At 35.4% G+C, this 23,750-nt stretch carries 21 protein-coding genes; 7 read left to right on the plus strand and 14 right to left on the minus strand.

All coding sequences use genetic code 11. The features are described from left to right. Positions 1–158 precede the first annotated feature (158 nt). From FC88_RS11360 to FC88_RS11385, 6 genes are all read right to left on the minus strand, one after another. Positions 159–920, minus strand: coding sequence for a DUF1003 domain-containing protein (locus FC88_RS11360; RefSeq protein ID WP_057815737.1), 762 nt, complete (start codon positions 918–920; stop codon positions 159–161). Between the two features lie 100 nt (positions 921–1,020). After that, a complete protein-coding gene (locus FC88_RS11365; RefSeq protein ID WP_057815743.1) occupies positions 1,021–2,208 on the minus strand; it encodes an NAD(P)/FAD-dependent oxidoreductase in 1,188 nt (395 codons plus the stop codon). An 83-nt stretch (positions 2,209–2,291) separates the two neighbouring features. Beyond that, positions 2,292–3,440 (minus strand): cation:proton antiporter, encoded by a 1,149-nt coding sequence (locus tag FC88_RS11370; RefSeq protein WP_057815747.1) that lies wholly within the window; start codon positions 3,438–3,440, stop codon positions 2,292–2,294. Positions 3,441–3,449: 9 nt separating this feature from the next. Continuing rightward, a complete protein-coding gene (locus tag FC88_RS11375) occupies positions 3,450–4,037 on the minus strand; it encodes a TetR/AcrR family transcriptional regulator (protein WP_057815868.1) in 588 nt (195 codons plus the stop codon). Positions 4,038–4,150: 113 nt separating this feature from the next. Continuing rightward, positions 4,151–5,083: a glycosyltransferase family 2 protein gene (locus tag FC88_RS11380; protein WP_057815750.1), complete on the minus strand. Its 933-nt coding sequence runs from the start codon at positions 5,081–5,083 to the stop codon at positions 4,151–4,153. A 65-nt stretch (positions 5,084–5,148) separates the two neighbouring features. Further along, a complete protein-coding gene (locus FC88_RS11385; protein WP_057815753.1) occupies positions 5,149–7,059 on the minus strand; it encodes a coiled-coil domain-containing protein in 1,911 nt (636 codons plus the stop codon). Positions 7,060–7,185: 126 nt separating this feature from the next. On the opposite strand from FC88_RS11385, the gene FC88_RS11390 reads away from it, so the two are divergent. Next, positions 7,186–8,391: an acetate/propionate family kinase gene (locus FC88_RS11390; RefSeq protein WP_057815755.1), complete on the plus strand. Its 1,206-nt coding sequence runs from the start codon at positions 7,186–7,188 to the stop codon at positions 8,389–8,391. On the opposite strand, the gene FC88_RS11395 is transcribed toward FC88_RS11390, so the two are convergent. Beyond that, positions 8,381–9,292, minus strand: coding sequence for a 1,4-dihydroxy-2-naphthoate polyprenyltransferase (locus tag FC88_RS11395; RefSeq protein ID WP_057815869.1), 912 nt, complete (start codon positions 9,290–9,292; stop codon positions 8,381–8,383). The genes FC88_RS11390 and FC88_RS11395 overlap by 11 nt on opposite strands. 85 nt (positions 9,293–9,377) lie before the next feature. Between FC88_RS11395 and FC88_RS11400 the strand changes: the two genes are divergently transcribed. Further along, positions 9,378–10,349 carry a polyprenyl synthetase family protein gene (locus tag FC88_RS11400; RefSeq protein ID WP_057815758.1) on the plus strand — a complete coding sequence of 324 codons (972 nt, stop codon included), beginning with the start codon at positions 9,378–9,380 and terminating at the stop codon, positions 10,347–10,349. Positions 10,350–10,434: 85 nt separating this feature from the next. Here the strand turns inward: FC88_RS11400 and cydC are convergent, their stop codons facing one another. Genes cydC through FC88_RS11420 form a run of 4 tightly spaced genes read right to left on the minus strand, consistent with a single transcriptional unit; the run spans position 10,435 to position 16,356 of the window. Then, positions 10,435–12,174, minus strand: a complete 1,740-nt coding sequence (gene cydC, locus FC88_RS11405; protein WP_057815760.1) for a thiol reductant ABC exporter subunit CydC — start codon at positions 12,172–12,174, stop codon at positions 10,435–10,437. After that, a complete protein-coding gene (gene cydD, locus FC88_RS11410) occupies positions 12,171–13,904 on the minus strand; it encodes a thiol reductant ABC exporter subunit CydD (RefSeq protein ID WP_057815762.1) in 1,734 nt (577 codons plus the stop codon). Before cydD ends, cydC begins: the two co-directional genes overlap by 4 nt. Next, entirely contained in the window at positions 13,904–14,917 is a 1,014-nt protein-coding gene (cydB, locus tag FC88_RS11415; RefSeq protein ID WP_057815764.1) for a cytochrome d ubiquinol oxidase subunit II, read from the minus strand. The genes cydD and cydB overlap by 1 nt, the downstream gene beginning before the upstream one ends. Then, entirely contained in the window at positions 14,914–16,356 is a 1,443-nt protein-coding gene (locus tag FC88_RS11420) for a cytochrome ubiquinol oxidase subunit I (protein WP_057815766.1), read from the minus strand. Before FC88_RS11420 ends, cydB begins: the two co-directional genes overlap by 4 nt. A 415-nt stretch (positions 16,357–16,771) precedes the next feature. On the opposite strand from FC88_RS11420, the gene FC88_RS11425 reads away from it, so the two are divergent. Next, positions 16,772–17,221, plus strand: a complete 450-nt coding sequence (locus tag FC88_RS11425) for a helix-turn-helix transcriptional regulator (RefSeq protein WP_235526934.1) — start codon at positions 16,772–16,774, stop codon at positions 17,219–17,221. A 107-nt stretch (positions 17,222–17,328) separates the two neighbouring features. Here FC88_RS11425 and FC88_RS11430 read toward each other — a convergent pair whose 3' ends face one another. Together FC88_RS11430 and thiD are read right to left on the minus strand one after the other, a co-directional pair. Continuing rightward, entirely contained in the window at positions 17,329–18,375 is a 1,047-nt protein-coding gene (locus tag FC88_RS11430; RefSeq protein WP_057815768.1) for a hypothetical protein, read from the minus strand. A gap of 28 nt (positions 18,376–18,403) precedes the next feature. Next, entirely contained in the window at positions 18,404–19,216 is an 813-nt protein-coding gene (gene thiD, locus FC88_RS11435; protein ID WP_057815871.1) for a bifunctional hydroxymethylpyrimidine kinase/phosphomethylpyrimidine kinase, read from the minus strand. A 132-nt stretch (positions 19,217–19,348) separates the two neighbouring features. Between thiD and FC88_RS11440 the strand changes: the two genes are divergently transcribed. Then, a complete protein-coding gene (locus tag FC88_RS11440) occupies positions 19,349–20,107 on the plus strand; it encodes a MerR family transcriptional regulator (RefSeq protein ID WP_057815770.1) in 759 nt (252 codons plus the stop codon). A 37-nt stretch (positions 20,108–20,144) separates the two neighbouring features. Here FC88_RS11440 and FC88_RS11445 read toward each other — a convergent pair whose 3' ends face one another. Then, positions 20,145–20,861, minus strand: a complete 717-nt coding sequence (locus FC88_RS11445; RefSeq protein WP_057815772.1) for a DUF975 family protein — start codon at positions 20,859–20,861, stop codon at positions 20,145–20,147. Between the two features lie 125 nt (positions 20,862–20,986). Between FC88_RS11445 and proC the strand changes: the two genes are divergently transcribed. The 3 genes from proC (at position 20,987) to FC88_RS11460 (ending at position 23,720) form a co-directional block, all read left to right on the plus strand. Further along, positions 20,987–21,757, plus strand: a complete 771-nt coding sequence (gene proC, locus FC88_RS11450) for a pyrroline-5-carboxylate reductase (protein WP_057815774.1) — start codon at positions 20,987–20,989, stop codon at positions 21,755–21,757. A 101-nt stretch (positions 21,758–21,858) separates the two neighbouring features. After that, the gene (locus FC88_RS11455) at positions 21,859–22,455 is read left to right on the plus strand and encodes an ECF transporter S component (RefSeq protein WP_420838812.1); all 597 of its coding nucleotides are present in this window, start codon (positions 21,859–21,861) and stop codon (positions 22,453–22,455) included. An 83-nt stretch (positions 22,456–22,538) separates the two neighbouring features. Next, on the plus strand, positions 22,539–23,720 hold the full coding sequence (locus FC88_RS11460) for an acetate/propionate family kinase (RefSeq protein ID WP_057815778.1): 1,182 nt from the start codon (positions 22,539–22,541) through the stop codon (positions 23,718–23,720). Positions 23,721–23,750 lie beyond the last annotated feature (30 nt).

Here is a 23,750-nt window from a genome sequence, read left to right on the forward strand (position 1 = left end):
ATTTCACTACTGAGCCAATTTTCTTTGCTATTCCGGACTAGAGAGTTGTTTTATATAATCAAACGAAAAAAAGCATCTATTCAGATCATGGTCAAACAAGGATTATCGCAAACGACTATATCTGATAGATGCTATTTTTAGTAGAATTTTTGCTATATCTAGTCCCGATGAGGGTGTCTAGTATTACGTTCTTTTTTAGGCTTATTTTCAGCTCGTAAGGATTGAATTTCATTTTCAATTTCACTGAGGACCTCAATTTGCATTTTTTGGATGTCTAAAATATGAGGCCATTGTACTTCGTTTAGTTGGTCGATTTTTTCATGGAGGATACGAATTTCCATTTCTGATTTGGTATTAGTTTTGTAGTCATTTTCAGAATCAAAACGGTCACGTTCGGCTTGACGATTTTGGCTCATCATGATGATGGGTGCTTGAATAGCGGCCACACAACTTAAGAATAAATTCAATAAAATAAATGGATATGGATCAAAATTGACTCCGAAGAGATGAATGACATTAATAGTCATCCAAACTATCAAAATTATAGTGAAGGCAATAATAAATCCCCAGCTACCACCGAATTTAGCTACACCATCAGCTAATTTTTGACCTCTAGTACGTTTTCCATAGACGGTATCGTTGATGTTTTTGATGACGTAAGTCTCTTTAGCTAGCTCTTTTTTCAGTTTGTCACTCATTTCATGATCGATTTTTAAATCGTTATCGATAACATCTTGCATTTTGGAAATACGTAACTTTTGTAAATCCTTCAAACAGATAAATGATGATTCTTTAGCATAACTGTTAGTATGGATGACTTGTTCTTTCAATAAGTCACTGAGGTCCCTTAAAAACAGACCCTCCATGATAGTAAAACGATTACCACAAATTGCACAGATTTGATTCTTTTTAATTGCCATAATTAACACCCCTTGGAGTTATTCAGTGCCAGTATATTATTAGGATGTTTGTAAAGCAAAAAAGAGCCCTCTAATGAGGACTCTTAAATATTTTTATAGATTAAATTGTACCTTTTTTAATAGCTGTCTTAATACCAGCAATCTCCATAATTCCACGATCAGCTGATAAGTGCTTGAGTAGGGAAGCAAATGGTCCTTTGAACTTCAAATTCTTGTCAGTGATTTCTGCAATACCGTGATTTTGACCTAGAGAAGCAACTGTTCCCATTGAATGGTAGACGAATGGTTTCAAGTCTTTGCCATTCAATGCAGCAGCGATATTAAAGGCAGCACCACTACCTTCAGCAGTTGCCAATTGACCAGTTGTAGGGTAAGGACGTTCTTGTCCCTTAGGAATAATGGCTGAATCATCACCGATAAAGTAAGCTTCGGGATGTGCTTCAAGATTTAGAAATTCAGTTGTCATAACACGATTTCTTCTAGCATCGATACCGGAATCTTTAATGACATCTGAGCCACTGACACCAACGGTCCAAATGATAGTACTTCCTTCAACGCTCTTTTCAACGTCGCCATCCATATAAATAACAGATTTAGGTTCGATTTTCTTAATCTTAGCGCCTGTAAGCAATTTAATGCCATTCTTATCTAAATAGTCGACGGCATAAGTTGCGAGGTTCTCATCGAACATTGGAAGGATTCTCGTAGCCATTTCCAAGCAAGTTACTTTAATTTCTGGTACTTCATATTTAGCCTTTAGGATTTTGACTGTATCGACTAGTTCACCAAGAATTTCGACACCAGTAAATCCAGCACCACAAACGATGATGTTCAAATCAGCTGGATCGTTTGATTTCTTGTAATTAGCGATATTTTGATTGATAGTCTTATAGATATTTTGAGCAGTTTCAAGATCTTGAAGAATCAAGGCATTCTCACTAGCGCCTTCTAGTCCAAAGTCCTCGGAACGGAATCCTAATGAAACAACGATGTAATCATAGGTAATGTCCTCATGGTCAGAGAACTCGACTGTCTTGTTGTCTAAATCAAGTTTTGAAACAGTTGCCTTGATAAAGTTAACGTTTGAAGGTAGAACTGAACGAACATCAAAGCTAACTGCATCAGCACGATTAGTTCCTGCTGCAATAGTATGCAAAGCAGTTTTTTCAACGTGTTTTTCATTTTTATCAATTAAATCAATTTGTGTTCCAGCTGGAGTACTCTTAGCTAAGTCACGAGCAGCTCTCAAGCCACCATATCCAGCGCCTAGTACTAAAATATGTGCCATAATTACCTTTCTCCTTCTATTTTGAAATTAAAACGTTTACCTAATTATTATATATCGTTCTAGGCAATAGGAGAAACCATTTGCTATAAAGGATTTTTACTAATTGAGTGTTTCAAAAAGAACGGAGCTATGATAGTGATTAAAATGATGCTAATAATGACAGTAGAATAATACTCTTCGGATAATAAATGAACGCTGTAGCCAACTTGAGCAACAATCAAAGCCATTTCCCCACGAGAAATCATTCCAGAACCGATGACGTAAGAGTCTTTTAAATTGAATCCGGAAATTTTGGCACCAAATCCAGCACCGAAAAGTTTTCCGATAACACCAGTGATGGTAAAAAGAGCAATCAACCAAAAATCACGCAAGAAATTGTCGAATTCTAAGTTGAGACCGATACTGATGAAGAAAATTGGAATAAAGATGGCATAGCCGATCATTTCAATATTTTGATTGATTTTAGGGTTGTAATCTTTAGCATTGGAAACCGCGATACCAGCAATAAAAGCACCTAATACTGAATCCAACTGAACAGCATCAGCTAGATAAGCCATAAGTAAACAAATGACTAGGGCAAAAATTGTTGGTGCATGAGTGGCATCTAGGTATTCTGATAACTTCATCAATTCTGGAATGACCCATTTGTAGAAGACCACAACCAGAATAGCAAAAACTAACCAAAGACCTAATAAGGTTAATATCTTTTGAGCTGAAAAGTCACCGGTCAAAGTTCCTGACATAACACTCAAAATTGAGATAGCTAAAATATCATCGGCAACCGCAGCACCTAAAATAACCGTTCCAGATGTGCTGGAAAGATAGTTTAAACTCTTCAAAACTTCGACTGAAATAGAAACAGAAGTGGCAGCAAAAACGACTGACATGAAGATACTTTCTTTAAGGTTGATGTCAAAAAGTAAAGCAGTAACCAAAGTTAATGCGACTGGCAAGATGACACCAAAGATTGCGACATTAATACTAGGCAATAGATGTTTTCTAAGCAGTTTTAAGTCACTTTCTAGTCCGGCTAGAAACATTAATAAAACAACTCCGATGTCGGCAAATAGTTCTACTTCATGCGTTGACTTGACAATATTAAGGACACCTTTTCCTAAGATAACTCCTAAGATAAGTTGTCCTACAACCGCTGGGATATTGATTTTGTTAAAGATATGGCTAACAACTAGTGTTAGAAAAAGCATTAAGGCCAAAAGGGTTATAAATTCCATGGCAAACTCCTAATTTTTCGTGATGCCATTGATAAAAATATTGATAACCGTTTTAAGATTAGCAATATTGCGCTTCCTTTTAGCATCGTTATATTCAATGTAAGGGAGTAACATTGTTAAAAAAGTTCCAACTTGAACCGGAATAGCTAGGTCAGAACGTAGTTCATCTTTGTGAGATTGGAAAACATTGAATAAAACTTTATAATATCCACCGTCCCAATTTTGCATGATCTCTTTGCGTTCTTCAGGGGTGAAGAAGGTTTCGATATCATTTCTCATAATAAAATAATTTATTTTAAAATTACCAATCATGAATTGTGAAATTTTTAAGAGTAGCTCTTCAAAAGGTAAATCTTGATTCTTTTTATATTCTTCTAATAAATTATTGCTAAAACCGCTGATAACGTGCTCAAGCGCTTTAATATAAAGAATCTTTTTATTCTTATAGTAGTGATACATGTTGGGTTGCGTGATGTTTAATTCTTGGGCAATCTTGCGTGTAGAGGTCGCTTGATAGCCTTGAGAAAGAAACATTTCAGCGGCAACTTTTAAAATTGCACTCTTAGTATTTTCAGCTTGTTGATCCCGTACGTTCATTTTCTTATCCATCCCTTGATCTATTCCTATACATTATATATTAATATAACTTGTTTATCACAAGATAAGAAAAAGCAGGGTATCTATCGAATTGTTCCGATGATATCCTGCTGTTATTTTTTGTCTTTAATGACGTAGATAGGACGTTTTTTAACTTCTAAGAAAATCTTACCGATATATTCACCTAAGATACCGATACTGAGAAGTTGAATCCCACCAATGAACAAAATAATTGAGACCATTGAGGCCCAGCCACTAACGCTGCTTAGTGGATAGATTAATTTCCGAATAAATACTGCAATGATACCAATAACTGAAACGATTGAGAAGAATGTTCCCATCCAAGTGGCAAACATCAAAGGTCCTTCAGAGAAATCAACGATCCCAGTGATAGCGTATTTGAATAATTTCCAGAAATTCCAAGAAGTTGAACCAGCTGAACGTTCACGATTTTTATAAGGTAAATATTTAGTTTTGAATCCCACCCAACTAAATATTCCCTTTGAGAACCGATTATATTCAGTCATCGATTTGATAGCTTCGACCATTTGACGAGTCATCAAGCGATAATCTCTAGCTCCAGGTATGATTTTGGTTTGGGACATTTTATTAATGACCTTGTAAAAACCATCAGAGAAGAAAGAAATGATTTTATTCTCACCTTCGCGGTCCATTCTAGCTGTTCCGACACAATCATATTCGCCATCTTCTAGCAGATCAAACATTTCAGGCAACATTTCTGGTGGGTCTTGAAGATCGACATCCATAACGGCAGTATAGTCGCCAGTTACTTGATTTAATCCAGCGTATAACGCCGATTCTTTACCGAAGTTACGTGAGAAGGAAATGAAGTGAACTTCGTCGCTGTGAGCTTTTTGTAAATCTTTTAAAATTGAGTAAGTTCGGTCTTTTGATCCATCATCGATAAACCAATATTCCAATTTGAATTTATTGGTTTGTTCCTTGAGCTTGGTCATGGCGTCATAATAAATATTAATAGTTTCTTGTTCGTTAAAACACGGAACGATAACAGATATAGTTTTCATAAATATTATTTTCACTTTCGCAGAAATTATAAAAAAACACCCATTAATGAGCGTTTAAAACTAAATTATATTTTTAATGATTCGGGAAGAGACAACATACCATTACTTGATGTATTAATAACACTAACACTAATGTCACGGTTTGTCTTATTCTCGATTTCGTGGAGATCATCGTCGGTTTGTACGAAGATATCCTTGATGTCATTGTGTTTATCTAGCAAATTGATCACAGCGTCGATGTTTTTGACGACATCTTGAAGTAGACGAATTGTATTGTCGCTTGAAATACTGTTGATGTTCAAGATTAGTTGATAAAGTAAGTCAGAATTATTACCAACAAAAACGGAATTTTCAGTGTTTGGAGCAATGTTCTTCAGCCACCAAGTGATCAATTCAGATTTTTCATTGAAATCATGTTCTAATAAGCCGTTTTTATCAAATAATTGGAAACTTACAGCTTGATTCTTTTCAAAAATAACTGTTAAGACAATTGAACCATCAGTACGGTAGAAATTTTGTTCGGAAAGTTCTTTGTTCTTGTTGAAGTTTTGTGTAGATGATAATTGACCGTCACCATTATAAATATTAGTTTTAACTACTTGATCGTTCTTGTAGTAATTAATTCGATCGATTAGTTTGTCAAAATATTCCACCGTCATGAGCAACGTTTGTTTTTGGTCGTAAATGAAAGTATCTTGAGATTCAACGTCAGTTCTTGTTACCCAATCAGTATTTTCTGGGATTGCGACTTTTTTGTCGGTAGGATTAGAACTAGCTTGAAGTTGGTCAAAAATATTGACGACATTTGGAATAGGTAAGTGACTAGCTTTTGCTTTAGCATCAATGATGTCGTGAATATGATTGTTATAGAAAGTAGAAACAACAGTAACAGGTTTTTGCAATTTAGTTTCTAGGTAGTCAATCATACCGAACAAGTCGTTTTTTGATGCATCAGCTTCAAAATCATTGGCAGCCACGTAGTATTCTTTGTCTTTGTCTAAGTAAACATCGCGTACTAAATAAGCTGAATGGAAAACGTCCTTGATATATTTAGTAATGTAGTCGATGTTGTCATTGACTTCAGCAAGTTCACCATCAATTTTTTGATGCTCTTCATCTAGACTTTGAAGATGACGCTCCAAACCACCGATAGTTTCAACACGATAATTGTGGTCGCTCTTCATTTTATCGTCAATTTCATTAGCCTTTTGCTTAAGATCATCGATTTGGGATTTAACCTGATTAATGTTGCTGTTTAAGTCATTTGCTTGACCATTTAGTTGAGTAATATTTTCTTGGGCATTATTTATTTGACCCTTGAGGTCTTTTCTTTCATCATAGAGAGTATTGATAGAGTTCTTTTGTTTCTCCATCAAAACCATCATTTTTTGTAAGTCTTTTTCTTCTTTGATGGAATCGGACATGTCAGTTTCTGATTGTTCATTCTTGGCTAGATCAGTTTGTAATGACTCCAACTTAGCAGTTTTAGTGTTGATTTCAGAATTTAAGTCACTTAATTCAGATTGAAGTTTTTGGAGCTTCTCAGTTTGTTCTTTACGATCAGCATTTACACTTGCAAGATGTTCTTTAGCAGCGTCGTCGTTTTGAGCTTTCGTATTAGCAAGCTTTTCGTTAGATTCTTTTTCATCACGTTTGAGAGTTTTTAAATATTTATCTAAAGTAGCTTTCTTGGCTTCAAATTCATCTTTTTCTGTGAAAAGATTAGTCTTGAGATCGTTTCTTAATTTAGCATACTGATGAGAAAGGTCGTTCATTTGTTCTTCGATATTGATACGTTTATCATGAACTGACACAGGAAGGTTTTCTTCTTTCTTTTCAGGCTCAGCTACTGGTGTAGAAGCCTTTTGTTCAGTACTTTGTTCAGGATTTTCATCCTTTTTAGGAGTATCAGGAGTAGGTGTTTGAGACTGCTCTGGTTTCTCATCAATTTTGCGTAACATGTCTAAAAATTTCACGAATGAATTCCCCCATAAAAAGACTTATAATAGTTACTAAAGAGTAGCATTTTTTTATATTAGTGTAAAGTTTGATATAAAGCTATTTGAAGAGTAAACCTAGACCAAAAAAAGGAGAGTTTTTGTATGAAGATTATGGCTATAAATGCAGGTAGTTCAACTTTAAAGTGGAAACTTTTTGAAATGCCTGAAAAAGTAACAATAGCTTCAGGTATGATCGACCGTCTGGGCAGTCCTAAAGCTATCTTTAAATTGAAATATAATGGTAAAAAAATAGAAGAAGAAAAAGCTATCGAATCTAATGATGTTGCTGTATTAGCAGTTCTTGATGCTTTGAAAGATATGGACATTATCCAAAGATACGAAGATATTGTAGCTTTTGGTCATCGTGTAGTTGCTGGAGGGGAAGAATTTAAAAAGTCAGCTATTGTGACTGATGAAAATCTACAAAAAATTATGGATTTATCAGAATATGCTCCATTGCACAACAAAATCGAAGCTTATTACATTGATGTCTTCAAGAAATTGGTTCCTAGGGCTATTCAAGTGGCTGTTTTTGATACCTCGTTCTTTGTTGATATTCCAGCAATGAATTATCTTTACAGTATCGATATGGACGATTATAAGAAGTATCACACTCGTCGCTATGGTGCACACGGAACTAGTCACCGTTATATCGCTCAACGTTTGGATAAAATTGTTGACGGTGGCATTCAGGATAAAAATGTTATCGTTCTCCACTTAGGTAGTGGTGCTTCGATCAGTGCTATTAAACAAGGCAAAGCTTTTGATATTTCGATGGGCTTCACGCCATTAGCTGGAATTATGATGAGTTCTAGAAGTGGTGATATTGACTTTTCAATTTTGCCATATTTGATGAGAAAACTTGGTTTGACGGATATTAACGATATGATCGATATCCTAAATAACAAGTCTGGATTGTTAGGTATCTCTGGTATTTCACCGGATATGCGTGATATTGAAGCCAATGAAGACACTAATCAACGTGCCAAATTAGCTTTGGAAATGTATCGTAATCGCATTTTGAAATTCATCGGTTCTTATATTGCTGAAATGGGTGGAGTAGACGTTTTGGCCTTTACTGCCGGGGTCGGTGAGAATTCTAGTGAAGTTCGTGAAGATATTATGAGTGGATTAGAATTCATGGGCTTGAAGATCGATGATGAAAACAATCACGTCCGAGGTAAAGAAATCAAAATTACAACTGACGATTCTAAGATTACTGCTTACACGATTCCAACTAATGAAGAATTAATGATTGCGCAAGATACTTATAGTTTTGCCAGATTATTGGATGGATTTAGATCTTAAAAATAACACCTAAAATAAAGGTAACTGTCTGTGTCAAAGTTATCAGTAAGAGATTTTTGATGATCAAGGGGAAGGTCTTCTTTTTGATTGGGTTCTCGCTGAAAGCTTTGACATTTTTGTATACTATTGGAGTTATTAAGAAGGTCAATAACATTAATTTGGGCAATAAGCCTAGTATTACAGAGCAGAATAATGCTAAATAACCTAAGATATAGAGCCATTTTAGAATAAAAATCGAATTGTTTTTGCCAAGATAATAGACTAGAGTTTTTCTGCCTAGTCCGATATCTTCTTTTTGGTCAGCAATATTATTGGCTAATAATAAATTAGAAATTGCAAAAACCGTCAGTAATGAAGACAATAAGGCATCTCCGTAGAATTTAAAGTTCAGTTCTACGAAAGGATTGTTGACGACGTTAATGTAAATAGCAATCAAGTAAATGACGTAACCCATTGTGAATCCAGAAAAGAACTCTCCTAATGGTCCGCGGTTAATAGGAAAAGGTCCACCAGCATAACAAAAACCGACAACAAAAGAGAATAACCCTAAATAAAGTAAAGGCAATCCGGTTCGGTAAACGATGAAGAGACCAATAATAGCCGCTATAACGGTGAAAGAGAAATCAAGCCAACCGACTAGATGGATATTTAAATTATGAACACCGATGACATTAGTTTTTTGACGGAAGTCGTCACCAGTAGCGTTTTTGTAATCCCAATAGTTGTCATTGATATCGACGGCCATATTGAATAAAAACATAGCGATGAAAAATAAGACCAAATCAAGAGCGTTAATTGAGTGCCAGTGATAATATGAATACAACGTCCCCATCAAAAAAGGGAAGACACTAGCCGTTTTTGCTTTGATTTCAACTAGTTCGAAAAAAACAGATGGTTTCAACAAAATCAGTCCTTTGGATTTGATAGGTTCTATTATAGAATTATTTTAGATTACAACAAAGTGATACAGGGGTATGAGAAATTATATGGCGAACTCAATTTGGAAAAATTACCCTAAATTAGGGGAGAAATTGGATCTAACGACTGATTTCATTCATCAAGAAGTTAAGATTCAAAATCTAGATATTAGTAAAATGATTGTCGATTTAACCTCAGGCGGGAAGATGTTACGTCCGGCATTTTTCTTGCTGTTCAGTGATTTTGGTACGACTAAGAGGACGACAAAGGAATTGATTCCTTTAGCAGCTTCAATTGAAATTTTGCATGTGGCAACTTTGATTCATGATGATGTAATTGATGACTCGCCGTTACGTCGTAATCGTCCTACGATTCATACTAAATATGGTCGTAGAAATGCTATTTATGCAGGGGATTATTTGTTTACGTTATATTTTGAATTGATTTCAAAAAATTTGCGTCATAATACAGATATTTTATTGAATGCCTTGAGTATGAAGAAGATTTTAGTTGGAGAGTTGGATCAAATGTTGATTAATTTCAACGTCGATGCAAATACCGATATGTATTTCAAAGAAATTTCTGGAAAAACGGCTGAATTATTCAGTCTGAGTGCCAAAATGGGTGCTATTGTTAGCGATAGTAGTCAAGAAATCGTTGAACGTTGTCAAAACATTGGTCACGATATTGGCATGGCCTTTCAAATTATTGATGATATTTTGGATTTTAGCGCAACTTCTCAAACTGGCAAACCGGTTCACGAGGATTTAAAAAATGGGGTTTATTCATTACCCTATATTTTAGGTTTAGAAGCCAAAAATCAGCGCTTAATTGAAGTTTTATCCAAAGATAAATTGAATGATAAAGATGATCGAATTGCTACACAGATCGTCTTAGATGATGGCTATTTAGATCAAGCTAAACAAGTTGCTCGTGAGTTTACTGATCGTGCTGTTGCAGAAATCGAAAAACTGCCTAAGTGTCATAATCAGACTATTTTAAAAAACGTTGTTAAGAAATTAAATAACCGAATCAAGTAAAAAAGGATATGTGGGTCTTTCTTAAGCTGCTACTACTAACTTAAGAAAGACCCGACATATCCTTTTTATTGTAACGTTATAACGATTATAATCCTTGGTCCATCTGATATAGTTCTTTAAAATGCTCATTCGATTGATAAAGGTCTTTAGGGGCACCTTGCATTTCAACTCTTTCACTATTCATGAAGACGACTTTATCAACATGGTTAACCCCTTGTAAGTGGTGGGTTACCCAGATGATAGTTTTATCTTTTAATACAGAGAAGAAAGTCTTTAACAGGTCATTTTCAGTAATTGGATCAAGTCCAACAGTTGGTTCATCTAGTAGGACAATAGGAGCATCCTGCAAAAGAATTCTAGCTAGAGCAATTCTTTCCTGTTCGCCACCAGAGAATCTAGAACCATTTTCGCCGACTAAGGTGTTGTACTTGTCAGGCAAGGATTCTACTAAATCTTTTAAACCGACACGTTCTAGGGCTTGTTTAACCTCAACGTCAGACTTGCCTTCGTTTCCTAATCTGACGTTATTCATCAAAGTAGTATTAAAAAGAAATGGCTTTTGATTCAAGACGGAGAAGAGCTTTTGACGATGTTCTTGAATTTGGGCGATATCATAATCGTTGATCTTAATTTGTCCAGCAGTTGGTGTGAGATCTCCTAAAATCAATTGCAAAATAGTTGTTTTACCAATTCCACTAGGGCCCAATAGTGCTAATTTTTCACCTTTATGAATTGTCTGTGAGAAATTCTTAATTAAAATCGGTGAGTCGGTGTCATATTCAAAAGAAACTTTGTCTAGAGTCAAGCTCTTAAAGGCATTAGGAGCTAAATCGACTTGTGATGGTAAATTACTTTCGACCGGTTTAATGGTGTTTAAACGTTGAATTGAATCCTTATAGAGTGGCCATTCTTCAAAGCCTTGACTGACAGGAATAATAGCATCCGAAAGTGGAAAAATAGCCAAAACTACTGCAGAGACAAAGTTAGCTTGTTCTTGACCATTAGTCATAGTTAAGTTAGTGAAAATCAAAAAACAAATTGCTAAAGCAGCGAAAATCAATTGTAACCCGAAATCACGATTGCGGCGAAAAGCTTTTGATTTTAATTTCGATTGATCAAGATTTTGAATATTATTAGAAGTCAAGTTTTGAAAATCGTTTTTACGACCGGAAATGACCCAATCGTCAACACCTAAAATATTGTCGGTCAATTGGATGTAGAGATTACTTTTGACTTCTTTTTGATAAGCTCGCCGAGCACTTTCAATTGAGACTGAAAATAATGGTACTAAGAAAACTTCAATGAATAGCAATAAGAAGACGAAAAATCCAAAAGCAGGATTGAAGATCCCTAAGGCAAGTGAACCAATAATGGTTAATAAGTAACCAATAACGGCTGGGAAAATAGTCCTTAAATAAAGATTTTGTAAATGAGAAATATCTTCAGATAACAATCCCATGATGTCACCAGTTTTATGATGTTCATTGAAAAATGAAGCGTCGCTTTCCAAAGTTTTATAAAGACGGGTTCTTAAATCAGAAGTAACACGTAAGACCCAATTGTGACTCTTTAGACGTTCGATATATTTGAAGACTGGACGACCGATACCAAAGGCTCTAGTTAGAAGGATAGGAACGTAAATCAGTAAGATATTGACTGGATGAGTGGCGGCTTTATCAATTGTATAACCGGAAGTAAACATCAAAGCTCCGGCACAAAATGACGTCAATAATCCTAAAGTCAAAGCAGTGATCAACAAACCTTTATATTGTTTGATATATGGTTTGACCCAGGTATCATGTTTGAATGTTTTGAAGAAATTCATAGTTGATCACCTCGCATATTTTTGATTAATTGGGTGAAAGCACCGTTATGGTCTTGAAGTTGATCTGGCGTGCCTTGTTCAACGATAGTGCCATTATCCATAACGATGACATAATCCATTTCTTTGATCCAATGCAATCTGTGGGTAGCGAAAATAACTAAATGATTTTGGAATAGCTTTTCCATTGGCTTTTTCAAAGCATATTCAGTTTCAATATCCAAATGAGCTGTTGGTTCATCAAAGATTAAAACGTGACGATCATCAGCCAAGAAAGCACGAGCAAGCATGATACGTTGCTGTTGACCACCAGAGATTCCACGGCCACCTTCACCGATCTTCGTTTGATAACCGTCAGTTAAAGTATCGATGAATTCTTGTAAACCAGCTTGTTTAGCGGCATCTTTAATTTCATCCATTGAAGCTTTAGGACGGTAAAAGGCGATGTTTTCAGCAATTGAACCAGCGAATAGATAAGGTGATTGTGGTAAGAAAGTAAGCTTTTTTTGCCAATTTTCTTGTTTAAAGTTAGGAACTTTTTGGTGATTAATTTGGATGTCAGCTTGGTTAGGAACTAAGAAACCACCGATAGTTCTAATTAAAGTTGTTTTACCAGAGCCGGATTTGCCAATGACACCAACTTTTTGATAACCATTTAATTTCAAATTATCAATATCAAGACTAACTGCATCGTTACCAACGCCTTGATAAGTGAATTGTAAGTTGTTGATCGTAACGTTGGAATCTTTATCCCAAGTGAAGTCTTCTAGTTGATTGGCTTCCTTAGTATCTGGACGTTCCAAGATATCAAAAATAGAATTTAGAGCATTCTTACCATTCAAAGTAGCATGATAATCGTTAGAGAAATCTCTCAAAGGTAAAAAGTATTCAGGAGCTAAGATCAAAGTGACCAAGGCAGGGAAGAGCGGAAAACTGTTGTTAATGAGCCCTAAACCTAGGAATACGGCCAAAATAGCGATTCCTAATGTAGTCAGCCAGTCGAGAGCAAAAGTCGATAAGATGGCAATTCTAAGCGTATTCATAGTTCTTCTGCGATACTCGTCACTGACAGTATAGATATTTTTAGCATAGCGCTTACTTAGACCCAACATTTTTAACGTCGGTAAGCCTCTTAAAGCATCTAAGAAGTGATTGGAAAGAATCGTATACTGTTTGTATTGGGCATCAGCCTTAGCCTGAGCAGCGAGCCCTAAAATTATCATAAATAAGATAACTAATGGCACGATGATGGTCAAAGTTATTCCTGAAGCAATATTTTGCGTGTAAATGTAAATCAATAAAACTGGTGGAATGATCGACATGTTCATTAACTTAGTAAAAATTAATTTGAAATAATTTTCTACCAAGTCGATACCGTCAAGAGAAGAAGTGACTAAATTACCAGTTCCTTCTTCAGAGATCATCTCAGGACCAGCATTGTAAACCTTGTCTAATAAACGTCTACGAATATCTTCGGACGTTTTACTGGCAAATTTTTCAACGATTTTAGTATTAATTAAATTGAATAAATGTCGTAGAACAAAAGATGCTGCAAACAAGAGCATCGGATTGATGATTGATTGAAGAGGCTTTTGTTCCCACGAATTTACGAGTGCTTCTGCTAAATACTTACCTTGGAATAAAACAACAAATGCTTGCAAGAGAGTTAATCCTGCAAGCATTTGAAGAAGTTTTTTTGTTCCAGGTAAGCGAAATAAACGCTTATCTATCATTAGTATTTCACCGTATTCTCTCTTGGATTTATTCTCTTTGTGAATAGAGAGTATGACCAAATGAAGTAAATAGCTACAATTGGTACCAAGATACATGCAACAATCGTCATAATCGTCAAAGTATATGGTGAATTAGCAGCATCTTTGATCAAAATACTGTGAGCTGGATTAGTAGCAATCATAACACGTGGGAATAGTCCGTTGAACAATAAAACGATGACCATACTTAGTGCTAAACCACTACCAGCAAAGCTCCATCCCTCTCTGTTCTTTAGGACTCCATAGTAACCTAATAAGGAGAACAAAACAATTAGTAGAGTGATGATTAGAGATGAGAAGAATCTCTTAGTAAAGAAGTCAGTTTGCAAGAATACTAAAACAGCAAAGACAACTTCACCGAGGAACAAAATTGGATAAAGGATTTGATTTAATTTACGAGCACGATCGCGTAATGGACCTTCAATTCTTAAGCGAATGAAGTTTAAACCATGGACTAACGAAAGTAATACTCCGGCAACTCCTCCGACAATCGACAATAAGTTGACGACATCAAAGAATTTAGGGAACGCATTACCTGCAGCATCCATTGGGATACCTTGAACCATACTCAAAAGAATCATACAAAGGAAAAACGGTGGAATGATACTACCGGCAAAAAATGCCCACATCCAAAGATTTTTCCCAGTTCTAGTTTCAGCGTGTTTGTGGAACTCGAAGGAAACTCCACGAAGAATCAAACCGACTAAAACTAACAAGAATAAAATGTAATAACCAGAGAACAATGATGCGTACCACATTGGTAAGGAAGCAAACATTGCACCACCAGCTGTAACTAACCAAGTTTCGTTACCGTCCCAGTGAGGACCGATAGTTGACATGATGGCAGTTCTTTCTAAGTCATCTTTAGCGAGAAACCTCGTTGCCATTCCAACACCGAAGTCGAAACCTTCAAGAAATAGGAAAATGGCAAATAATAATCCGATTAAGATAAACCACAGTGTGCTGAGTGTCATTGTCCGAAGGCCTCCTTTGCAAATGGATCGACGTTTTGTTTGGAGTCAGCTTCTTCAAAGTATGGACCGTGATGAAGTGTTTGTCTGCAATACCAAACCATGACGCCACCCAATAGAGTAAAGAGCAAGAAGTAAATAATATTACTGAATAATAGACTAGCAACGGTTGAAGTAGGTGAAACAGCTTGAGCAATTGTGAATAGTCCATAAACGATCCAAGGATAACGACCGAATTCAGTAATGAACCAACCGGCAGAATTACCGATAAATGGAAGCCAGATACTGAGTCCTAAAACAACTAGCATCCACTTGTGATTTTCAATAGTATCTTTTTTCTTTCTAGAGAAAATCAAACCGACTAGAGCAACCAGCATAACTAGAGCATCGATTCCAGTCATCACTCTGAAACTCCAGAATAGAGTCTTAGGTGGAACGTAGTAGTTCATATCTTTTCCAAACTTATTATCATACTTAGCATGAAGTTCTTTATTGATGGTATTCATACCTTTAACAGAACCACTAAGTTTGTGATAAGCCAAAATACTCAAGACACCTGGAACTTCAATTTTACCGCTAGCCTTGTGATCTTTAGCATCAATTAATTCAACAACTGTCCAAGGAGCGGGATCTTTAGTGTCCTCATAAATACCTTCAGTTGCAGCAAATTTCATTGGTTGATCTTTGATAATTTGTTGTGTCTGTAAATCTCCGGCACCAGCTGAAGCAATGGCAAAAATCAAACTTGCCCAAAGTCCAAAACGTAGAGAAGTTTTGAAGAAGTGATTTTCGTCTTTCTTTTTACGTAACAATCCCCAAGCACTCATACCAGCAATGACAACTGCAGCTGTCATAAAGGCGGCGAGGATAACGTGAGGGAAGACTTTCCATAATTGAGGATTGGCAACAACTGCGCCAAAATCAGTCAATTGGATTCTTCCAGTTGTGTTGTTGATCTTGAAACCTGTGGGATGTTGCATGAAACTATTGGCAGCTAAAATCCAAATAGCGGATAGCATTGTACCAATTGAAGTCATCCAAATCATAAAGGCGTGAACACCTGGTTTGAAACGATCCCAAGTGAACATCCAAATCCCGATAAAGACGGATTCAATGAAGAATGCTAATAAAGCCTCAATAGCAAGTGGAGCACCGAATACATCACCCATGAAACGTGAGTACTCAGACCAATTCATACCGAACTGGAATTCTTGAATAATACCTGTAACAATACCTACAGCAAAACTCAAAAGAAAGATTTTCCCCCAGAACTTTGCCATATCTAGGTAAACTTTGTCTTTTTTGACGGCGTAGATAGTTTCCATGATAGCGACTAAAAATCCCATTCCGATTGAAAATGGAACAAAGAAGAAATGGAAGACGGTCGTCATTGCAAATTGGAAACGTGCCAAAGAGACAATACTTAAACCAACACCAAGCATGGTCAATAACCTCCTTAAAAACATAAATTTAAACCCAATATATGAATTTATCATATGATTAATTACTTGCTTAATCAATAAATTTGACTTAAAAAAGCGGTAACAGCCTTGATATAACTGAATTGCATAAAACTTCACAAAATAAAAAATATTATGAATAACAATTAATTAATCATCAATACATAAAATGATAATTCTATATTACTTATACTTAAATATACCGCTTTCAGAATCTTCTGCTTGTCAGATTTGAAAAAGAAAATTTACAAAAGGTAAGTGGTATCTTTAATTTAGGAACAATTTACTTATAACGGCGTTATAGACCCAAAAATAGGTAATTAGAAACGGATTGGATGGTTAATTTTCTCCAAATCTAATATAAATAAACTAAGCAATGTGAAAGTGAGCAAGAAAAATGGAATTGAATCAGATTTTAAGAAAGAAACGTCAGGAATATCATTTGACCCAAGAGCAGTTGGCGGAAAAGTTGTATGTTTCGTCGAAAACTGTCTCAAATTGGGAAACTGGTAAAACTTTTCCTGATATTAATAGTCTGATTCGTTTATCGAAGCTCTATCACATTTCTTTAGATAATTTATTGGTGGAGGGATCTGATATTGTGAGAGATATTGATAAGAAAACACGCTTGATGACTTTAAAAAGGTACATGTGGTTACCTAGTATTTTAAATTTGATTTTGATATTAGTTGTTTCTCAGCAAAGGCTTTTGGGAAAATTATCAAATATTGGTACAGGCTTGATTTTGGTAAGTATTGCCTTGAATTCGGGAATATTGATTTATTTTAATAGAGAAGTTAAACAAGAAGAACAAACGACTGAGGTATCTACACAACCTAATGAGTAAGTACGAGGCTTCTTATTATTTGTAGTCTTATTTGTTGGCTCAATGATAGTTGGATATTTGATGAAAAAATAAAAGGACAAACGCATTCGCGTTTGTCCTTTTTGAGACTAATGTCTACTGCTACGACTTCTTGTTCCAAAATTATTATTTTGTTGCGGTGCACCTAAACGAGGATTGCCATTGTTTGGATTGAATTGTTGATTGTTCTGATTACCAAAGTTTGACGGATTCATATTTTGATTTTGGTTGTTAGGTGCATAATTTTGGTTTTGTCCGTAGTTTTGATTATTGTAATTTGAATTTGGATTATATGATTGATTATTGAATTGTCCTTGATTGCTGTTGCCAAATTGATTATTTGGTTGTTGGTAATTCCCACGAGGGTTAGGGCGATTCATATTATTATTCATATTGCCGTTCATATTGTTATTACTACCATTCATTGGCTGATTGAACTGTTGATTGTTATAGCCACCATTTTGGTTGTTGAATTGGTTTGAACGGTTATTGCTGTAATTCCCATTGTTAGGGAATTGTTGTTGATTCATATTATTTGGAGCTTGATTAGGATTGAACTGTTGATTGTATCCTTGATTGTTGTTACCAAATTGATTTTGGTTGTTATTTTGATAAGGATTATATCCGTAATTTGCTTGATTAAAATTGTTAGGTTGATTAAATTGCCCATTTGGTTGATTTTGATTATAAAATTGACCAAAGTTTTGATTTTGATTGTCGAACTGTTTTTGATTATTATCCGAATCGTCTTCAGGTTCTTCGTCAGAAACTGGATGAATTATCATATCTACGATGACGACAATCAAGTCAATTGCACCAATGATGATACCAACCCAAGCCCAAATCTTTAAGAAGCCAGCCCCAGGCATATTGGCATTGAACAAGCCCATTAAACCACCGAGGATCAGGATGACAAATCCAACAATATCAGGAACGATACTGTACGTTCGGTTAGTTAAAATGTAGATTGCAGCTGAAATGATATAAGTGATTGCCATTAAAATTCCGGCGGCACCACCGATAGCACCAGTACCGACCAAGGCGGCAATGAAACCTTCAAAACCAGCTTTGATCATTAATACAATTGATAGTATAAGCAATAAAATCCCGGCAGAAATTTTTGTTATTCTTACCATAGTTAACCTCCAATTTTACTTACCAATACTATTGTATATCATCCTTTACAAAATGGTTAATAGGTCCATATTTATGTCCTACAGCGATTTCATGTTTAATAGCATTATAAGTAAATGTTTTTGCAGTCTTAATGGCATCTTCCATGCTTTGACCCTTAGCCAATTCAGCCACAATACATGATGACAAGGTGTCACCAGTACCATTGATGTGGTCTGTTTTGACATATGGTTCAGAGATCCAGAATGATTGACCATCTTCTAGTAGAACATAATCTTCAACTTCATCAATTGAGTCGTCGCTATGTTCACCCTTTATCATAATATTTTTTGGACCTAATTTGCGTAATTTATGTGCAGCCTTAATAATTTCTTCTTTATTTTCTAATTCTAGTCCAGATAATTTCTTAGCTTCATAGAAATTTGGTGTAATTAGATCAGCTAATGGGAATAATTCATCGATTAAAGTTTGGTAAGCTTCTGTTTCTAAAAGCATAGCACCATGTTTAGTGATGATAACTGGATCTAAAATGAAATATCCAAAAGGTTTATCCTTGATAGCTTCAGTAACTGTGTGAATAATTTCTGAATCAGACAACATACCAGTTTTAAAAGCTGAGACTTTGAAATCATCTTTGATGTCTTTGATTTGATTCTCAATAAAACTAACTGGCATATTTACACTGTCGTGAATTCCATATGAATTTCCAGCAACAGCAGCAGTGAGAACGGACATTCCGTAAACACCACGAGCCATGAATGTTTTGAGATCTGCTTGAGCGCCGGCACTTCCGTCAGAGTCGGAACCTGCGATAGTTAAAACTTGTGTAAATTCATTCAATATAGTCACCCACCTAATTATTGTTAACCCCTATATTAACAGGAAAGCTGAAAAAAGTGGTCGATTTTTATCATAATTTACTTGACCTTAACGTAACGTCAACCGATAGAATTCATTTTGTTAGGAGAGATATTTATGAAATATACAATTAAAAAATTAGCTGAAATGGCCGGTATTACAACACGTACATTGCGTTATTACGATGATATAAATTTGTTGAAACCAAGTGAAATTAATGAAAATAATTATCGAATTTATGATGAAAAAAACGTAAATAAATTGCAGCAAATTCTTTTTTATCGGTCACTGAATTTTCCATTACAGGAAATCAAAAAGATTATGGATGATCCAGATTTTTCGAGAATTGCTGCTTTAAAAAAACAAAAGCAACTCTTGCTTAAAGAACAGGCAAAGATAAATACTCTACTAACAAATATTGATTTGACGATCAAAGACTATCAAGGAGAAATTGAAATGACAGATACAGAAAAGTTTGAAGCTTTTAAAAAGACTAAGATTTCAGAAAATGAAACTAAATATGGTACAGAAATTCGTCAAAGATATGGTTCAGAAACTATAAAAGAATCGAATCAGAAGTATTCTCAATTAAGTGAGGAAAGTTATCACCAAATGCAAGAAATTGAAGAGAGTTTAATTAAAAGTTTGATTGAATTCAATAAAAATCCAGATATGAAATCTCCACTAGCAAAAAGTATTTATCAAGAACATAAACAATGGCTTGAGTATACTTGGCCTAAATATACCAAAGTAGCACATCGAGGATTGGTTGATATGTACATCAGTGATACTAGATTTGGCGATTACTACAATCAAAAAGCAAATATGCCAATTATTCAGTTATTACATGATGTGGTTTACGAGTATACTAAATGAATTTAATCGTTATAGCGACACAAAAAAGCGATGCAATCTATTCTAAAATTGCACCGTTATTTTCTTTCAAATCTTTGTAAAAGTTAGCCATAGTTAGTTTGTAGTATGGGTAAATCCAGATGAAACCAATTCCTAAGGTTATAAAACCAAGTAGCCACCAACCGATGAAACTAAGTTGGAGGACGAAATAACGCCATTTATTACCAATCATTAATTGGCGACTCTTAGTAATGTAATCTGTTAATTTGTAATTATTAGCAAGACCACGGTCATTCAAATCTTTATAAACAAAGTAAGTTTGTGAATAGGCCATGTATTTTATGATTCCAGGAATGATTAAAAGAATAGTCCAAAGTGCTAAGAAGATATAGGAAATGAGGTAAATTAGCATCAATTTCCACCAATCAGGACTTCTAAAGTAAGTAAAATTACTTTTAATTGGTACAAAGTCCAAACTTGGATCTTCTAACCAATCCAATCCCCTAAAACTAGCAGATAAAGTGATCACTAAAAAAATCAAACTAACTATTAGGCTGATAAGTCCTGAATTAGCTGTCATTCTAACTAATTGGTCAGGGCTTACTGTAGCGGTATCATAATTAATTTTAATTTTTTCGTTGAAATTACTGTATTCATTAGTAAACCAGAATACTAACGATGGAATCAAGAAAAGTAAAACTCCTCTTGACCAATTTCCCCTGAGTAATGATTTGACTTCAGATTTTAATTGAAATCTTGTTCGATATGTCTTCATAAAAACCCCCTCTGTTTGAAGATACTTGAATTACTTTTTATTATAATAAATAAAGACCGTAATTACGTCTATTTTGCTGTAAGATATAATGAATAAAAGAAGTTCTTTATAAAGGAGTCGATTGCATGATTGGATTTATTGGTGCTGGAAGTATTGGTGGAGCCGTTATAACGGGCTTGATCAAAAATGGTTTTGATGAGGATAAGATTGTTGTAAAAGGTGGACGTTCAAATCGAACAAAACTTTTGTGTGACCAACTCGGTTTCCAAATGGTAAAAAAAGTTAAGCAATTAGCTGATGCGGACGTGATTTTTATTGCCGTTGGTGCAACTGCTTTGGATAATGTTTTGAGCGAACTAAAAGAAATCGTAACTGGTAAATTAGTCGTTGCTTTTACTGGTAGTGCTTCGGTTACTCATTTGAAGCAAGCTTTAGGGAGTGATGTTAAAGTTGCTCACGCTATTCCCAATACACCAGTTAAAGTCGGTGCTGGCTTTACAGGTATTACTTATTCAAATGACTTCACTGATGAAGATAAGAAAAAAGTTGCTTCAATTATGGGTTATACTGGACAACTTGTCGAAGTACCCGAAGATCAACTAGGAATTCTTGGAACAGTAGCCGGTTGTTCACCAGCCTTCTTGGATGTCTTTATTGAAGCTTTGAGCGATGCAGGTGTAAAACATGGTTTGAATCGTCAACTTTCCTATGATGCTGCCATTGGGATGGCTATCGGAGCTGCTAAATTAGCTAAGCAATCCCAACTAAATGTTTCTGCTTTAAAAGACGAAGTAACTTCTCCAGGCGGTTCAACTATTCGTGGAGTGGCCGCTCTAGAAGAATATGGTTTTAGAAACGCTGTTATCAAGGCCGTTGATGCTGCTGAAAATGAATAAAATTTGAAGATGAAATCAGACATTTTGTTTGATTTTATTTTTTTTGTTCTTTCTCTCATAATCGAGTAAACTTAAGAAAATATAATTATTTGGGGGAGAGTATTTTGCAGAGAAGAAAGGCTTATAAGACAGCAATTTTGGGCATATTGATTGCTATCATATTAGTTCAATCGATGGTTCCAATGTTGGGCTACATTCCAACTGGATTCGTCAATATTACGATTATTCACATCACTGTTATCGTAGCAGCGATTGTGTTGGGACCAAAGGCTGGTGGAATTGTCGGTTTAGTGTGGGGCATTGGAACGATAATCCGGGCATTTACTAGTCCAACGTCAATCATTGATACGACAGTATTTACTAATCCAGTAGTAGCAGTTTTGCCTAGAATTGCCGTGGGATTGTTGGCTGGATGGATTTATTTATGGTTCAGGCAGCATACGCAGAAAAAAGTTTTGGGGATGGCAGTAGCGTCAGCAATGGGATCGTTGACTAATACCGTATTAGTATTGGGATTAATGCGAGTAATGTATGCCAGCACCATGGCACAAGCTTATGCAACGCAAACCGATTTATTGAATAAATTACTATTAGTCATTGTGGGAACAAACGGGGTACCAGAAATGATCGTAGCAATAATTTTAGCACCAGCTATTTCAACAGCTATTTTGAAGACTAATAAATTTTTGGACAATTAGTAGAATTTGTTGTAAAAAAGAATAAAAATACCAGCATATTTTCTGAAAATTAGGTATGCTAGTAATAGTTACGGGAGGAAATTATGCAAAAAACATTAATCATCAATGCCGGTAGTTCATCACTAAAATGGAAATTATTTGAAATGCCATCAGAAGAGATTTTGGCTAGTGGTTTAGTGGAACGTATCAGTATGCCAGGTTCAATTTTTACCATCAAGTATGGTGATCATCAGAAATTTGAGAGAACAATCGATAATTTAAGTCAAGAAGCTGCTGCTAAGATGGTTTTTGACGAAATGCAAAATTTGAAAATTATCAATGATCTTTCAGAAATCACAGCAGTAGCTCATCGTGTCGTAGCAGGTGGACAAGCCTTCAAATCTGCTGTAAAAGTGACACCTGAAGTATTGAAGAAGATCAAAGAACTCAGTAATTTCGCACCATTGCACAATCCGATGGAAGCTAAAGGAATTGAAACGATGGCTAAAACTTTGCCTAATGTTGTGCAATACGCAGTTTTCGATAGTAAATTCTTCACTGATTTACCAGAAAAGAATGCGATTTATAGCTTGCCATATGAATTGACACAAAAATACCAAATCCGTCGTTATGGCGAACATGGTATTTCACATACTTATTTAACTAAACGTGCCGCAGAATTGTTGAATAAGCCTAAGAATGAACTTGATTTAGTAACTATGCATCTAGGTAGTGGGGCATCACTTGCCGCTGTTAAGAACGGTAAGGCTTTTGATACATCAATGGGCTTCACGCCACTAACTGGTGTCACAATGGGGACTCGTGCCGGTGATGTGGATCCAGCTTTAGTACCTTATTTGATGCAAGAGTTAAAAGTTGATGATCCAAACGAGATCATGATGATGTTGAACCAAAAGTCTGGTTTACTCGGAATTTCAGGAATCTCACCAGATATGCGTGAAATCAAGGCTAAGGAACAAAATGATCCACGTGCTAAATTAGCGGTAGATGTTTTTATTAATCGCATCGTTAAATATGCAGGAAGTTTCCTAACAGAATTAAACGGAGCTGATGCCTTAGTTTTTGCTGGTGGAATTGGTGAACATAATGATGATTTGCGTCAAGAGATCATTAATGAATTAGCTATTTTCAATGTGAAGTTGGATAAGGATTTGAATAAAGCTGGTCAGGAAGGATTGATCAGTAGTCCTGACTCAGCTATTAAGGTTTTGTTGATTCCAACTGATGAAGAGCTAGAAATGGTTCGTCAAGTTGCAGAATTGTAAAAAAATAACACAACTTTGTCGGTTGTGTTA

This window comes from Companilactobacillus futsaii JCM 17355 (genome assembly GCF_001435505.1).
Classification (GTDB): Bacteria; Bacillota; Bacilli; order Lactobacillales; family Lactobacillaceae; genus Companilactobacillus; species Companilactobacillus futsaii.

What these genes read in the sequence shown, in the direction of transcription:
- FC88_RS11360 (WP_057815737.1), bottom strand. Translation starts at nt 920, where the DNA reads ATGGCAATTAAAAAGAATCAAATCTGTGCAATTTGTGGTAATCGTTTT.
- FC88_RS11365 (WP_057815743.1), bottom strand. Translation starts at nt 2,208, where the DNA reads ATGGCACATATTTTAGTACTAGGCGCTGGATATGGTGGCTTGAGAGCT.
- FC88_RS11370 (WP_057815747.1), bottom strand. Translation starts at nt 3,440, where the DNA reads ATGGAATTTATAACCCTTTTGGCCTTAATGCTTTTTCTAACACTAGTT.
- FC88_RS11375 (WP_057815868.1), bottom strand. Translation starts at nt 4,037, where the DNA reads ATGAACGTACGGGATCAACAAGCTGAAAATACTAAGAGTGCAATTTTA.
- FC88_RS11380 (WP_057815750.1), bottom strand. Translation starts at nt 5,083, where the DNA reads ATGAAAACTATATCTGTTATCGTTCCGTGTTTTAACGAACAAGAAACT.
- FC88_RS11390 (WP_057815755.1), top strand. Translation starts at nt 7,186, where the DNA reads ATGAAGATTATGGCTATAAATGCAGGTAGTTCAACTTTAAAGTGGAAA.
- FC88_RS11400 (WP_057815758.1), top strand. Translation starts at nt 9,378, where the DNA reads ATGGCGAACTCAATTTGGAAAAATTACCCTAAATTAGGGGAGAAATTG.
- cydC (WP_057815760.1), bottom strand. Translation starts at nt 12,174, where the DNA reads ATGAATTTCTTCAAAACATTCAAACATGATACCTGGGTCAAACCATAT.
- cydD (WP_057815762.1), bottom strand. Translation starts at nt 13,904, where the DNA reads ATGATAGATAAGCGTTTATTTCGCTTACCTGGAACAAAAAAACTTCTT.
- cydB (WP_057815764.1), bottom strand. Translation starts at nt 14,917, where the DNA reads ATGACACTCAGCACACTGTGGTTTATCTTAATCGGATTATTATTTGCC.
- FC88_RS11420 (WP_057815766.1), bottom strand. Translation starts at nt 16,356, where the DNA reads ATGCTTGGTGTTGGTTTAAGTATTGTCTCTTTGGCACGTTTCCAATTT.
- FC88_RS11425 (WP_235526934.1), top strand. Translation starts at nt 16,772, where the DNA reads ATGGAATTGAATCAGATTTTAAGAAAGAAACGTCAGGAATATCATTTG.
- FC88_RS11430 (WP_057815768.1), bottom strand. Translation starts at nt 18,375, where the DNA reads ATGGTAAGAATAACAAAAATTTCTGCCGGGATTTTATTGCTTATACTA.
- FC88_RS11440 (WP_057815770.1), top strand. Translation starts at nt 19,349, where the DNA reads ATGAAATATACAATTAAAAAATTAGCTGAAATGGCCGGTATTACAACA.
- FC88_RS11445 (WP_057815772.1), bottom strand. Translation starts at nt 20,861, where the DNA reads ATGAAGACATATCGAACAAGATTTCAATTAAAATCTGAAGTCAAATCA.
- proC (WP_057815774.1), top strand. Translation starts at nt 20,987, where the DNA reads ATGATTGGATTTATTGGTGCTGGAAGTATTGGTGGAGCCGTTATAACG.
- FC88_RS11460 (WP_057815778.1), top strand. Translation starts at nt 22,539, where the DNA reads ATGCAAAAAACATTAATCATCAATGCCGGTAGTTCATCACTAAAATGG.